We start from the raw sequence: 13,608 nt of genomic DNA, 5'->3' as shown, positions 1-13,608 counted from the left end.
TTAAATACATCATTATTAGAAGGATTCTATTAGATTACGCAGAATAACTATTTATGTAAAGCCTGTTCCATAAAGGGGGATTAATAATTTATGTTTAGTATATTAGATTCTGATACGAGATCAAAAATATTAAATCTCCGTTATTTCAATGGTTATCCGCAATATTATGATGCTTTCTCGCAGGAAAAGGTTAAAATAAATAGCTTAAGAATAAAGATTATTGCTGTTATCATTATAATTGTAAATATAGCTTTGTTATATATTGATATTACACGTTATTCAATTCTATGGGATACAATTCCCAACTATAAATACTTGTTTTACTCCCATCTTCTCATAATAATATTTTCATCAATATATTTATGCCTAATTAATTTAATAAAGATATCTAATAGCAATTATTTAACGAGTAAGGCATGGAATTTTATGTTTGTTGTAATTGCTTTGATGTGGTGTGTTTTTTTAGCTATAAATGCACAGGAGATTCATGGCCAGATTTCTGCATATATCATTGGTATATTTTGCCTAGCATCAGTCATAATTTTGAGTCCAACTGAGGGTTTATTCTTATATGCAAGTACCTTATTACTTTTTATATTAGGCCTTTTTAAAATGAGCATTGGTTCCCAAGAGCTGACTGCGCATATAATAAATGGATTATTCCTTACTATTTTGGCTTTTGGGGTTACTTTAATAAAATATAAAGCCCACGCAAATAATTTTGTACATCAAAAAATTATAACCGAAAAAAATAATGAATTAAACATATCCCATAAAAAATTAGAAGAAGCAGTGAAGCAGCGGGCGAAAGAATTGATGAAATCTAATGAAAAACTCATCGACGAAATTAATTTAAGGCATGTTGCTGAAATAGAAGCTATACAAAGAAGACTTCAATATGAAGAGAAGGAAAGACTTTTAAAGAAGGCAAAGGAATATGAAAGCTTAAGAAATACATTCTTTGCCAATATATCTCATGAGCTTAAAACTCCTCTTAATGTAATTCTATCAGCTCAACAGCTTATGAATTACAAAATTGTTGAAAATTCATTTAATGAAGAAACTGCTTCTCTATTAAAATACACAAAGGCTATTAGACAAAACTGTTACCGGTTAATTAGGTTACAGAGCAACCTAATAGACATTACAAAATTTGATTCTGGTAGCTTTGAGGTTCGTCTAGGAAACTATGATATTGTCCAAATAGTTGAAGATATAACATTATCGGTGGTTCCTTTTGTAAAAGCCAAAGCTATTGATATTATTTTTGATACTGAGGTTGAGGAAAAAGTAATAGCATGTGACCCCGACAAAATCGAAAGAGTATTGTTGAATTTAATTTCAAATGCAATAAAGTTTACTCCTGAGAATGGGCGTATATATATTAATATCTATGATGAAGTTGAAACAATTAATGTCTCTGTAAAGGATACTGGTATTGGCATCCCTATTGATATGCAAGAAAAGGTATTTGACAGATTTATTCAGGTAAATCAGTCAACAAGAAGAAAACAAGAAGGTAGTGGAATTGGTTTATCTTTAGTAAAGCTAATAATGGAAATGCATAATGGAACTGTAGCTTTAAATAGTAGAGAAGGAGAAGGTAGTGAATTTATATTATCACTACCTAATAGTACTATCTCAGAAAAAGCAAAAGATGTTACAACATTTGAAGAAAAAGCATATTCTAATGGCAATAAAAATGCAAAAATTGAGATGATCAATATAGAATTTTCCGATATATATATTTAGTATGTAAATTATTGCGTATTTTTAGCATCTTTTCCGAAGGTAGTAAACAGGATTTACCTTAGCTTTACATTAACTCCTTCCTCCAGCTTTGTGTTTGGTGAGAGCATAACAATATCTCCTCTATTTAATCCTTCAATAACCTCTACTTGTCTCTGAATTTCTTATCTACGCTTATTGACCATTAGCCAATGGAATAGTGAATAAAAGAAAAAGATAGCAGACATTCAAATGAATAGCTGTTATCTTTTTGAAGTTTATTATTTAAAATACCTTAAAATAGTCTTTTCTATTTATCCGCCTCAAAGCTTCCACAATCGGTGGTTTCCTGTCTTGTAGCCTTATTTTCATGCTTCACAATATTTATATGATCTAAGCTACAGAAGGAATCGTTTTTCGAATGAAATTTACACTCATTTACTGTGCAACCTATGTTTTTATTAGCTTTCATTAATTTTCCTCCTAAATACTAAATTTTTAATAAAGACTAGCTTAAGTATATTATTTGTTTAAGAAATAGTTTTATCCTTCATATTTATAACTAATTTTGGCCTAGATGCTCTAGGGAATATATATCAGAGAATTCGATTCTAATGGATTCGACATGCCTCTTTAGATTATCTTCACTTTGGTTTGAAAGGCTTAATTGATTGTCTTCTCTCATTTCCTTAACTGGTAAACTAATAATAAATTCTGCACCTTCACCATAGTTACTGCGTGCAATAATTACACCTTCATGCATTTTAACTAGTGACTCAACTAGAGCCAGGCCAATTCCTGTTCCTTGATGATTTCCTTTATGGGGCTTTTCCACTTGTTTAAATCTATCAAAAATGTCATTTAATTTATCTTGCGGAATCCCTATTCCTGAATCTTTAACTGATATAGTAATAGTTTCACCCTTATCTAGTAATGTCACTATTACCTCGTCTCCTCTATTTGTGAATTTTAAGGCATTCGATAGTAGATTAAGTATAATCCTTTCAATTGCATTGGGATCAATAGCCAAAGTCTTTTCTTCAACATTTGTATCAAAGACTAAATTTATCCCATTTTTTTCTGCCTGTTGAGCTATAGATAATGTTATATCTTCGACTATAGCAACGATATTATGGTTTCTTAAGTTAAGTTTAAAGTAGCCTTCATCAAGCTTTGTTATATCCAATAGGTTGTTTATTAATCTTAACATTCTATAGCAATTCTGCCTTAATGACCCCATATATTTTTTGACCTTTACATCCTTAAAAGCCTGTAAATTAATTTCCAGTAATTGAATAGTGCTGAAAATTAAATTTAGAGGTGTTCTAAGCTCATGGGATAAATTATTAAAAAACTCTGTTTTTAACCTATCATATTCCTCTGATTGTCTTAATAGATTTTTTTGTTTTATTAAGTTGTTTTCTAATTTTTCTGCTTTTTTTTGTGCACTTATATCTTGCATTATAATTAGAATTGCATTTTCTGCAAAATCCACATATTTTGTTCCTTTAAATTCTATAAAGAGAATCTTACCATCGTGTCTACGCAATTCTATCTCCTTAGATTCATTAATCTTTTCTTCTTTGATTTGATTAATACATTCAGTAAGTAAATTATGAGAACTACTGTCTATATAATTTAAAATAGGTTTATCTAATATTTGATCTAAAGCATTAACCCCTAAAAGCTTTAGAAATCCAGAATTGGCAAAACATAGCGTCCCTTCATTTATTATGCAAATCCCAGTGGGAATTATATCAACGAGGTTTTTGTAGCTTTCTTGACTTTTATGAGCTTCTTCATAGGGAAGCTTAAAATTAACCTCTACTATCCCTTTGTAGATAAAGTAAAATGATAATAGCTTTAAGAGATGGCCTGTCATATTAAAAATACCGTATACATCTACATAAAGGGTAAAAGCTAGCTCTGATAATATTGTAGCTATTAAGGAAAAGCATATAAGCCAAAAAATTTGCGATTTAAAGTATCTTCTATTATACATTAATAAAACAATAGTTATTACTATAATAATAGATATTATATACTCGCTTACAATTTTAAACATTGTTAACCCAATGTCCTCAACATAGCAATCTGGAAAGATACTCCAGTAAAATACCACCATTAAAAAGGTTAGTGAAGTAATAAGATAAGTAATAATTACAGGTTTAGTATTCAACTTTTTCTTTAAGTATAATAATGCAATAAGTAAAGAAATACTCTCCATATATCTTGCTATAGTCCAAAGCTGAGTTGCTAGATTATTTCCACCTACTTTGAAAACTCCCATTCCTTCAAAGGCCAAGGTATGAAGTAAATCAAAGCCCGCTATAAATCCATAGGCTATTCCTAAAAATGTAATATAATGGTTTTTACTTATATTATAATTATTAAATGCCATAAGTGATATACTGCAAGCCACTACTACGCTAAATAGCTCAACTATTGTATGGAAAAGCAAATAATTAATTGTACTTATATATGTAGCGACTGATAAGGATAATATAATGAAAAATAGCATTTTAATAACACTATCATTTGTAGCATTTTTTTCTCTATAAAGCATTAATGTGTCCCCCTCCTATCAACTATATCCCCCATATAGTCAATAATTTAATGTTTAACAATATCCAATATTCTACATGCTATATAGGTAATCCTTCCATAATATGATTTTTAAAGAGGCCTCTTGTGCTCTTTTGAGGATGCAACATTGTTACTGATAATACATTGACAAAGGATATTAAATATATTACAATGTGGTTAATTGAATAACTCCGAGTCTATACTCCTAAAGAGCTTTCTCTACGGCGTATAGACCTATAGGGTGTTATAGGAAACTATAATGCCTCCCAGTGTGGAAAGGAGCGTATATATAAACTACTGGTTTATATGTTTACATAAATACGCCTTTATAGGCTTTTTTTTATGGACATTCCCCCTGCCATGCTGAGGAAATCACACTTATTAGAAGATATACTATTAAAGAGGAGATGTAACATGAAAAAAAAATTTCGTCAAAAGGTGTACTTTATTTTTATTCTTGTTTTTATATTATCTTTAACTATTGCCTGTAGGGATGAAGGTCTAGTTAAAGCAACAGGAGTTACTGGCGGTTCTAGTATTATTTTATCGACCACCACCAGCACCGAAAATAGTGGACTCTTAGATTTTCTGCTTCCAACTTTCACAGAGGACACTGGAATCGAGGTAAAGGTAGTGGCTGTAGGTACAGGTCAAGCCCTGAAAATGGGTGAGGATGGAGATGCAGATGTTTTATTAGTACATGCCAAAAGCTCAGAAGAAGAATTTATAAAAGCTGGTCATGGATTGGAAAGATTTAATGTTATGTATAATGATTATATTCTAATTGGGCCAGTTAATGATCCATTAAATGTTAAGGAGTTTGCTTCGGCGGATATAGCTATGGGTTTATATAGTATACATGAACATAATGCTACCTTCATTTCTAGAGGAGATGATTCAGGTACCCATAAGATGGAGCTGTCCTTATGGCAGGAGATAGGTATTGAACCACAGGGGGATTGGTATTTTTCCGTGGGTCAAGGTATGGGTCAGGTAATACAAATCGCTAATGAAAAACTTGCCTATACATTATCTGATAGGGCAACATTCTTATCTATGCTGGATAAAATTGAATTGGAAATTATAATCGAGGGCGATAATAGGCTTTTCAACCAATATGGAATTATAGCCGTTAACCCTGAAAAAAGTGCAAAAATTAATCATTCTGGTGCACAGGAACTTATAAATTGGATTCTTTCAGAAAAGGGCCAACAGCTTATTGGTGAGTTTGGCAAGGATATTTATGGTCAATCATTATTTATTCCTAATGCTGAAAAATAGATAAATACAAGGCAAGAGTTTTGTTATTTGACTTATACTCTTGCCTTTTAATATTATTACATTTGGTTAGCTCTCCCTACTATTAAATAGCCCTACCGACTTTAAAATATTACTGATTATATTTAAAAAATTTATATTGTTAAAATCTAATACTATGTTACCAATATGACCGTTTAAATGCTTTACTAAAAAGTCAAAATCATTATTATCCATTTTTTCCATAGCTCGCCTTAAAATTAGAGAATTTTCATAGCTTTTATCAAAGGTTCTTATTAGCTTATCATATTTTCCTTTACCACATAAATCATGTGCAGAATAAATACCCGTCATAATTGAGGAAAACTGTCCAAAACCCAAGAAGGGCATAATTGCACCATAGCAGTTTCCAGTAAAAAAAGTATTACCTATTCTAGCCTCTTTACAGTGGCCTATTATATACTTAGTAATCTCAAAGCTATCTACCAACTCCATTTTTTCCTTTAAATCAATTTTAACAGCTTCAAAAAACCTATTCCAAAGCATATCAAAGTCTAAATAAGTATTTTCTTCAAGATCTGGGTAGGCAATAACAATATTTGCCTCTGTTTCTGATAAAGGGATTAAATAACTATATCCCTTTGGTGCAAAGTTATTATTGAGCCATGCCATTGTGGCGTATCTATCAAAGCTCCCCTTTACGATTCCTCCCTTTAATGATACAGTAAAGTCTCTATTATAGTTCCACATTTTTTCGCTATATGAGGCATCACCTGTAGCTAATATAATATGTGTATATCCCTTTTTTAAATCTTCATATGTATGCTTAGAATTAAATACTATTTTACTGTGTAGCTGTGATTCCATTTGCTTGCTTATGGAATCACCTCTTCTACCCCTTACTACATTAAAGCCTAGAGTGCCAGTTATCGTAGTCATTTCATTTTCTGATCTAATAATTAGTTTCTTAATATCACCAACTGGTTGCAAATAGATACCAAATTCTTCTGATAAATATGAAATACTGTCCTCAATAGGGGCATTTAATGCACTAAGAAAAATTTCGCCATTTACAAATCTATCATCTACCTCATTCCTACTTTCAAATATAGTAAAATCTTCTATACCATTTTTCTCTAATGTAATACCACAGGCTAGTCCTGATAGCCCTGCTCCCATAATTGCTATCTTCATATCTTTCCTCCAATTCTTATGCTATTTTTTATTGTTGAAGAGGAAGCTGTACTTGGTAGCCTTTAAAAATCTCTACTAGGTCTGCGATTTCTGACTTTGTTGCAGCATTTGCCTGGTACTCACCTAAGTTAAATAATTCATTAAAGCATTGGGTATGTAATTGTTGAATATTATCTCTATTTTTTATGACTAACTGTCTTAAATCATCATTAATTATTTCGTTTATTCCAATTTGATAGCTTACTAAACTATGTTTTTCTAATAATAATACATCGTTTAGTCTATCCCTTATGTTTATTGATGGATCTTTAACTTGAGGCAATTTATCAGATACTGATTTGCCAATTTTTAATACGCCAGTTTTTGAGGTTACTGTTTGTTCTGTATTCATTATATTGTTTTCCTCCTAATTCATATTTGGGAAATTAATATTGTTTTGTTGATTGTTCATTTGCTCAACATAGTTTAATAAATTCATGTAGTTGTCTTGATGCACCTTTGCTGAGTTCAAGAATATTTGTTGCGCTTTTTGATCTGTTTCTTGTTGAGCGTACTGATAGCATTTTTTAGTATTTAATAGCTCCCATGACAAGAAATCCTTCAGATAATTTAACTCTTTTGTTGCTATATTTATCATCTTTACACCTCTTTTTTATTATTTTTTCTAAATTATTATTTCCATATAAGTTTAAAATATCTATAATGGGTGGGAGCAAATGAAATATTGCTGATTACTCTTTATTCTATAAGGGTCAATAAAAAGTTAAAGCTACCCATTTAGTAACGGGTAGCTCTCATTTTTTTAAATCAATTATCCTAAAAACATTTTAATATCATCTTCAACATTGGTTATTCCACCAATACCGAAGTTTTCTACTAAGACATTTACTACATTTGGTGATAGGAAGGCCGGAAGTGTTGGCCCTAAATGAATATTCTTAACGCCTAAGTGCAGTAACGCCAATAGAACGATTACAGCTTTTTGCTCATACCAAGCAATATTATATGAAATTGGCAGTTCATTAATATCATTCAATTCAAATACTTCCTTAAGCTTTAGAGCAATTACTGCTAAGGAATATGAGTCATTACATTGTCCTGCATCCAATACCCTTGGAATGCCGCCAATATCACCTAGATCTAGTTTATTATATTTATACTTTGCACAGCCAGCAGTTAAGATTACTGTGTCATTTGGTAATGCTTGAGCAAAGTCAGTATAATAATCTCTACTCTTCATTCTTCCGTCACAGCCTGCCATTACAAAGAACTGTTTAATAGCACCTGATTTTACAGCATCTACTACTTTATCAGCAAGGCTTAGTACTGTATTATGGGCAAAACCGCCTATAATCTCTCCCTTTTCTATTTCTGTAGGTGGTTGACATTTTTTTGCATGCTCAATAATAACCGAGAAATCCTTTGTTCCATCTTCATTTATCTCAATGTGAGTTAGTCCTTCAAAGCCTACTGCTCCTGTTGTATATACTCTATCCTTATAGGATGGCTTAGGTGGTACTAAGCAATTTGTTGTCATAAGAATTGGCCCATTAAAGCTTTCAAATTCTTTATCCTGCTTCCACCAAGCATTTCCATAGTTTCCTATGAAATGATGGTATTTCTTAAAGGCTGGATAGTAATTTGCAGGTAGCATTTCACTGTGGGTATATACATCAACCCCTGTACCATCTGTTTGTTTCAATAGTTCCTCCATATCCTTTAGATCATGACCACTGATTAAGATGGCAGGCTTATTGCCTACACCTATGTTAACTTTTGTTATTTCTGGATGTCCATATGTGGATGTGTTGGCCTTATCAAGTAAAGCCATAGCCTTAACTCCAACCTCTCCAGCCTTTAGGTTTAGTGCAACTAGATCATCTGCTGTTTTAGTAGCATCTAATGTATCTACTAATGCTTGCTGAATAAATGTATAGATTTCTTCATCTTCATATCCAAGATTAAATGCATGCTCTGTGTAAGCAGCTAATCCCTTTAATCCAAAAGTAATCAAGCTAATTAACGAACGTACATCTTCATTTTCAATGGATAAAAATCCGATTAACTTAGCCTTTTCTTCAAATGATTCCTCTGAATCTGCAAACCATTGGGTTGAATCATTATTAATGTCTTCAACCTTACCACCAGCCTTAATTACTTCTTCTTTAATTTCCTGTCTTAAGTATAAAGCTGTCTTTATTCTATTAACAAACTCTTTTTTATCAAAGTTGGCATTAGTGATTGTTGCAAATAAACCATCAGTGATAAATCTGTCTGTTTTATTAGTATTAATTCCTAATTTCTTAGCTTCAAGGTTATATGCTGATATTCCCTTTAATGCATATATTAAAAGATCTTGAAGATTCGATACATCACTGGTTTTTCCACAAACACCTCTAACGGTACATCCTGTATTTTTTGCTGCTTCTTGACATTGATGACAAAACATTTCTGCTGAATTCATTATATCATCCCTTCTTTAATTGATTTTTTCTTTATCTATATATTATCATGGTGCACTGTATACAACTGTGATGTGTGTCACCTTCTTTTTTGATATTTATCACTTAATGGTAATTATTTAAATAAATTTGCATTTAAAAGACAAAAGCATTTAATGAGTTGTAATAATGTAAAAAAATGGTTTTCATAGGAAGTTTCGAATGACTTATGCAATTAAAAAGGATTAAATCCGATTTAATGGATTCAATCCCAATTGGTTTATATTACTATCTACTTAATATTTTTAAATATTATAATCTATTACTCAATAAATACTTACTTTGATAATATCTAATAAATGTTCTATTAATTTTTCAAAAGCTGAATGCTTATATTTATATATTTCGCCAGAATCCATTAAGTCAACAAATTCTCTCTCAATAGGGATTCTACCTAAGAAGTTTAATCCAAGCTCATTAGCGACTTCTTCTGTTTTACCCTCACCAAATAAATAGTAAGGTTTATCAAGGCCAGGTGGCTGAACGTAGCTCATGTTTTCTATTAACCCAATAATCGGTATTTTCATACCTTCCGCCATTTTTATACCTTTTTTCACTATCATATGAACAAGATTTTGAGGAGAAGCAACCATGACAACGCCATTTAGGGGTAATGATTGCATTGCTGTTAATGCAACATCTCCTGTTCCGGGAGGAAAATCCACTAGAAGGTAATCTAACTCTCCCCAAATTACGTCATTCCAAAATTGCTTAATAACGCCACTAACTATTGGCCCCCTCCATATTACTGGATCTGTTTCATTAGGCAGTAACAGATTCATAGACATTATGGATATACCATTTTCAGTTATTACAGGCTGTATGCCACCCTCGACATTCCTTGCAGGCCCCCTTACTCCAAACATTTTTGCTATACTTGGACCTGTTATATCGCCATCAAGTATCCCTACTTTATAATTATTATTTTTAAGTACATTAGCCATCATAGCTGTAACTGAAGATTTTCCTACTCCGCCTTTACCACTCATGATTCCAATTACATATTTAATTTTATTGGCCTCATTACCCTTTTCTATAAAAGTACAGCTTGATGATCCACATTCACCATCTTTAAAATACTCACAACCTTGACATTTTTCCACAGGCTTTTCCTCCAATCGCATAGGATTTTATTACAATTATTTCCTTATACTATGGATTTAAACAAAATGTAAGATTTATCAATTTTTTAATATCATAGATGCTGGTACTATTTCTATTCCCATTGCTTCAAGCTCAGGAATCATCTCTTTGATTGCTTGTGCAGTAACTACTCCACCTTCTGGACCCACGTGACCAATTGCTACTGCAGTTTCATGCTTAATGGCTAATTCTCCCAGTAATTTTAATTGTTTTTTAATTGATAGCAAGCTTTTGTCATTATCTAAAAAAACTAATCTTTCTAAATAGGGAACATTATTTTCAATAGCTACTTCCTTCACAATAGAATTCTCACTTGTTTTGCTATCTACAATATACATATTGTTTTCCTTCAACATCATGATAATAGTTTCCATAATTACTCTATTTTCCGTTACCTTTGAACCCATATGATTGTTCATTCCCACAGCAAAGGGTACATCCTCTATAGCATCTTTGATTATATTTTGAATGGTGTCTATATCTAGATCTACTGTTATTCCTTTATCTCCCAGCCATTTAGGATTCCCCTTATGGGGCTCCATAGGCATATGAATAATTACTTCATGTCCATGTAGAACAATTTCTCTAGCATCACTTTTAGTATATTCTAAGAAAGGTATGACTGCGCAGGTTAATGGTCTGTTGATCTGTAACATCTCCTTTGTACCTGCTCCATTGTTCCCAAAGTCATCTATTATTATAACTACTCTTCCTTTGATTTCACCAGTATTTAAAGAACTACTTCTGCTATTATCGAAATATGCTTCTTTTAACTTACTAACTATTATCAAAATAGCTATCAAAAAAAAGCATAGCAAAATATACAATAACACTTTTTTTGATATGGATAGTAGGTACATTTTTTTCATCTTAAAAAACACCTTCTTTCTAATAACAATTTTATAAAAAAGTATAAAAATCATATATTATTCTAATGCTAATACTGATAAACATATGAAAGGAGAATGATTATGTCTAATGAGAGAAGGGATACTAGAACTCAGGATTCGCAAAGCTGGGTTGGTGTTATTATCAGATTTATAGTATCAGCCATTGTTATTGCAATAGCAGCCTTTTTAACCCCGGGTTTTGCCATTGGTGGGTTATGGAGCGTTCTGATAGCAGCTTTGGTTATTACTATAATTGACTACATTATCTTTAGAATTGCAAAATTTGATGCAACACCCTTTGGAAGAGGTATCACTGGTTTCATAGTAGCAGCAGTAGTGATATATGTTACACAATTCTTTGTACCTGCAATGCGTGTAACAGCTATAGGTGCAATTTTAGGTGCTATAGTTATAGGATTAATAGATATTGTAATACCAGGAAAAACTATGTAAAGTTTTTCAATACCACCTCTTATTTAAAGGGGTGGTATTTAATTTATCCACAACCACCGGATATTATATGCACAGTTTCTTTGTTATATTATTTTTTATATTGTAGTAATCTCAGTAATGATTTACTAATATCAAACTTATCCACATTATCAACATTATTTATCCACATTTTTTTCATTGCTCTGCATAATATTGTTGAATTCCTACATAAATAGACCATGCTATCTTCTTTTGATAATTTGAATTTTTTAGCTTTTTCTCTTCTGCAGCATTAGAGAGAAAACCACACTCTACTAGTACTGCTGGTATATCCAGTCCCTTTATTAAGTACATATTATCCTTAGGTAAAGCTATTCTTGTATTATTTTTATCTAAGGTATTTATGAATTCATCTTGAATTTTTTTAGCTAATATCTTACCTTGTGGATTATCAGAAGAATAAAAAGTCTGAGCACCATAATACTGTGCCTGGGGAAAACTGTTTAAGTGAATTGATATAAATAAATCTCCTTTACTGTTCTTAACAAGATTTTTTCTATTTCGTAGGTCTTCATTCTTTTTATTTCTTATACTGCCAGATGACGTGTATAATCCAGTATCTGTTTCTCTTGTCATAATAACAGTGGTTCCGCTCTGTTCTAGGTATTCTCTTAAATATTTGGCAATAGTTAAATTAATGTCTTTCTCTATAGCTCCACTTTTACCTATTGCTCCTGGGTCTATACCACCATGGCCTGCATCAATAATTATGGTTTTTGTTGTACTTGGCACGCTCGATGTGGTAATTGATCTGTTCCATAGACCACTGGTTAAAATTATCAATAGGATTGCAGCTATAGCTACTATAGATATGTAAATCCAACGCTTTCTAATAATAATGAATGTCAACTCTATCTTCCTCCTTTTTGGATAACTAAAATTACATTTCTAATTTGGACAGATTCACCATCCCTGCTTGATGATTATTGTAAATTTTTCTCTTTTCATTAATTCATCTTCCATTCTCAATTTTCAGTTAGTACTACCATATATCTATTTATATGCCTTAGTGGTAACCAATCTTTCCTATTCTTCAATATATACTTTTTTTTATGGATTTTATTTAGTATTGATTTATTCTATTGGGGAAAAATAGATATAGCATTCTAGAAGGAGGTTTTTATATGAACAACAAAAAAGATTATGAAGTGATTAAGAATCAGCTTGATATGTTAAGGGATAGTAACGTGAAAACTCAGGAGGCAATTGCAGCAATTCAATTATTGGTGGTTGATGATAATAATGGTAGAGTGAAGGATCCTCGTTTAATTACAGAGTTAGAGTCACTTACATCTAAGATGCAGACTTTATCAGAGGGCATAGATTCCTTTTCACGGCATTTTATTAATTAAATCTCAAACAAAATAGTTCTTTAATTTACATATTTCCCGGGAAAAGTTAATTTATTGAAGGGTTTTATAACTTCATATTCAAAATATAAAGGAAAAAGACTGTCTTTCGACAGTCTTTTTCCTGAGGTTGATTACAAACCACCAGATTTTATCTAATCTGGTGGTTAAATTCTTTGTAAATTGATTTAAATGAAATTTTTAATTGTTTCTGCTACTAAACTATCAAAAACCCAAGATTATTCCTGGACTTTTGATAGCTTAGTGGCTATTTTTTTGATATTTTGTGCAGTAGCAGTCATTAAACACTGCATCTGAACTAAATGGAGTCCACGATAGTGGGCATACCTAAGGCCGTGCAATTCCTTTGCGTCAGCAAAGATTCTTTCCACGGTTTCTTTTCTGCGTTTATAGTAACGCTTACCTTTTTCAGTTTTCATAAATCTTCTAGCCTTATCGGCTAAGTCT

14 protein-coding genes and 1 riboswitch are annotated in these 13,608 nt (G+C 31.6%); of the genes, 4 read left to right on the top strand and 10 right to left on the bottom strand.

Annotated elements, in window-relative coordinates:
* Positions 1–90 precede the first annotated feature (90 nt).
* Positions 91–1,752 carry an ATP-binding protein gene (locus BLP68_RS12485; RefSeq protein ID WP_091544091.1) on the top strand — a complete coding sequence of 554 codons (1,662 nt, stop codon included), beginning with the start codon at positions 91–93 and terminating at the stop codon, positions 1,750–1,752.
* 286 nt (positions 1,753–2,038) lie between these two features.
* On the opposite strand, the gene BLP68_RS12480 is transcribed toward BLP68_RS12485, so the two are convergent.
* Both BLP68_RS12480 and BLP68_RS12475 read right to left on the bottom strand, forming a co-directional pair.
* Entirely contained in the window at positions 2,039–2,200 is a 162-nt protein-coding gene (locus tag BLP68_RS12480) for a DUF1540 domain-containing protein (RefSeq protein ID WP_091544088.1), read from the bottom strand.
* A 90-nt stretch (positions 2,201–2,290) separates the two neighbouring features.
* Complete coding sequence (locus BLP68_RS12475) at positions 2,291–4,294, bottom strand: sensor histidine kinase (protein ID WP_091544086.1); 2,004 nt, start codon at positions 4,292–4,294, stop codon at positions 2,291–2,293.
* Positions 4,295–4,491: 197 nt separating this feature from the next.
* Positions 4,492–4,612: riboswitch (molybdenum cofactor riboswitch) on the top strand.
* A gap of 116 nt (positions 4,613–4,728) precedes the next feature.
* Here BLP68_RS12475 and BLP68_RS12470 point away from each other — a divergent pair.
* Positions 4,729–5,595, top strand: a complete 867-nt coding sequence (locus BLP68_RS12470) for an ABC transporter substrate-binding protein (protein ID WP_091544083.1) — start codon at positions 4,729–4,731, stop codon at positions 5,593–5,595.
* Positions 5,596–5,661: 66 nt separating this feature from the next.
* Here BLP68_RS12470 and BLP68_RS12465 read toward each other — a convergent pair whose 3' ends face one another.
* The 6 genes from BLP68_RS12465 to BLP68_RS12440 all read right to left on the bottom strand — a co-directional run bounded on the left by BLP68_RS12465 (position 5,662) and on the right by BLP68_RS12440 (position 11,278).
* Positions 5,662–6,765: an NAD(P)/FAD-dependent oxidoreductase gene (locus BLP68_RS12465; RefSeq protein ID WP_091544080.1), complete on the bottom strand. Its 1,104-nt coding sequence runs from the start codon at positions 6,763–6,765 to the stop codon at positions 5,662–5,664.
* Positions 6,766–6,793: 28 nt separating this feature from the next.
* Entirely contained in the window at positions 6,794–7,156 is a 363-nt protein-coding gene (locus tag BLP68_RS12460; RefSeq protein WP_091544077.1) for a spore coat protein, read from the bottom strand.
* A gap of 15 nt (positions 7,157–7,171) precedes the next feature.
* Positions 7,172–7,402, bottom strand: coding sequence for a hypothetical protein (locus BLP68_RS12455; protein WP_242876980.1), 231 nt, complete (start codon positions 7,400–7,402; stop codon positions 7,172–7,174).
* 174 nt (positions 7,403–7,576) lie between these two features.
* On the bottom strand, positions 7,577–9,229 hold the full coding sequence (gene hcp / locus BLP68_RS12450; RefSeq protein WP_242876979.1) for a hydroxylamine reductase: 1,653 nt from the start codon (positions 9,227–9,229) through the stop codon (positions 7,577–7,579).
* A gap of 303 nt (positions 9,230–9,532) precedes the next feature.
* On the bottom strand, positions 9,533–10,369 hold the full coding sequence (locus BLP68_RS12445) for an Mrp/NBP35 family ATP-binding protein (RefSeq protein ID WP_242876978.1): 837 nt from the start codon (positions 10,367–10,369) through the stop codon (positions 9,533–9,535).
* A 78-nt stretch (positions 10,370–10,447) separates the two neighbouring features.
* Entirely contained in the window at positions 10,448–11,278 is an 831-nt protein-coding gene (locus tag BLP68_RS12440) for a divergent polysaccharide deacetylase family protein (protein ID WP_091544071.1), read from the bottom strand.
* Positions 11,279–11,380: 102 nt separating this feature from the next.
* On the opposite strand from BLP68_RS12440, the gene BLP68_RS12435 reads away from it, so the two are divergent.
* On the top strand, positions 11,381–11,752 hold the full coding sequence (locus BLP68_RS12435) for a phage holin family protein (RefSeq protein WP_091544068.1): 372 nt from the start codon (positions 11,381–11,383) through the stop codon (positions 11,750–11,752).
* A gap of 174 nt (positions 11,753–11,926) precedes the next feature.
* Here the strand turns inward: BLP68_RS12435 and cwlD are convergent, their stop codons facing one another.
* Entirely contained in the window at positions 11,927–12,640 is a 714-nt protein-coding gene (gene cwlD / locus BLP68_RS12430) for an N-acetylmuramoyl-L-alanine amidase CwlD (RefSeq protein WP_091544066.1), read from the bottom strand.
* Between the two features lie 275 nt (positions 12,641–12,915).
* Here cwlD and BLP68_RS12425 point away from each other — a divergent pair, with 275 nt between their 5' ends.
* Positions 12,916–13,143 (top strand): hypothetical protein, encoded by a 228-nt coding sequence (locus BLP68_RS12425; protein WP_091544063.1) that lies wholly within the window; start codon positions 12,916–12,918, stop codon positions 13,141–13,143.
* Between the two features lie 236 nt (positions 13,144–13,379).
* Here the strand turns inward: BLP68_RS12425 and BLP68_RS12420 are convergent.
* Positions 13,380–13,608: transposase (locus BLP68_RS12420; protein WP_176758958.1), on the bottom strand; the 229-nt coding region annotated here is incomplete at its 5' end.

It is taken from the genome of Alkaliphilus peptidifermentans DSM 18978 (assembly GCF_900101495.1).
Classification (GTDB): domain Bacteria; phylum Bacillota; class Clostridia; order Peptostreptococcales; family Natronincolaceae; genus Alkaliphilus_C; species Alkaliphilus_C peptidifermentans.
Note: the sequence above shows the minus strand (reverse complement) of the source record. Positions and strands in the feature narration are given on the sequence as shown.

Coding starts and splice junctions, on each gene's coding strand:
- BLP68_RS12485 (WP_091544091.1), top strand. CDS start 91: ATGTTTAGTATATTAGATTCTGATACGAGATCAAAAATATTAAATCTC.
- BLP68_RS12480 (WP_091544088.1), bottom strand. CDS start 2,200: ATGAAAGCTAATAAAAACATAGGTTGCACAGTAAATGAGTGTAAATTT.
- BLP68_RS12475 (WP_091544086.1), bottom strand. CDS start 4,294: ATGCTTTATAGAGAAAAAAATGCTACAAATGATAGTGTTATTAAAATG.
- BLP68_RS12470 (WP_091544083.1), top strand. CDS start 4,729: ATGAAAAAAAAATTTCGTCAAAAGGTGTACTTTATTTTTATTCTTGTT.
- BLP68_RS12465 (WP_091544080.1), bottom strand. CDS start 6,765: ATGAAGATAGCAATTATGGGAGCAGGGCTATCAGGACTAGCCTGTGGT.
- BLP68_RS12460 (WP_091544077.1), bottom strand. CDS start 7,156: ATGAATACAGAACAAACAGTAACCTCAAAAACTGGCGTATTAAAAATT.
- BLP68_RS12455 (WP_242876980.1), bottom strand. CDS start 7,402: ATGATAAATATAGCAACAAAAGAGTTAAATTATCTGAAGGATTTCTTG.
- hcp (WP_242876979.1), bottom strand. CDS start 9,229: ATGAATTCAGCAGAAATGTTTTGTCATCAATGTCAAGAAGCAGCAAAA.
- BLP68_RS12440 (WP_091544071.1), bottom strand. CDS start 11,278: ATGAAAAAAATGTACCTACTATCCATATCAAAAAAAGTGTTATTGTAT.
- BLP68_RS12435 (WP_091544068.1), top strand. CDS start 11,381: ATGTCTAATGAGAGAAGGGATACTAGAACTCAGGATTCGCAAAGCTGG.
- BLP68_RS12425 (WP_091544063.1), top strand. CDS start 12,916: ATGAACAACAAAAAAGATTATGAAGTGATTAAGAATCAGCTTGATATG.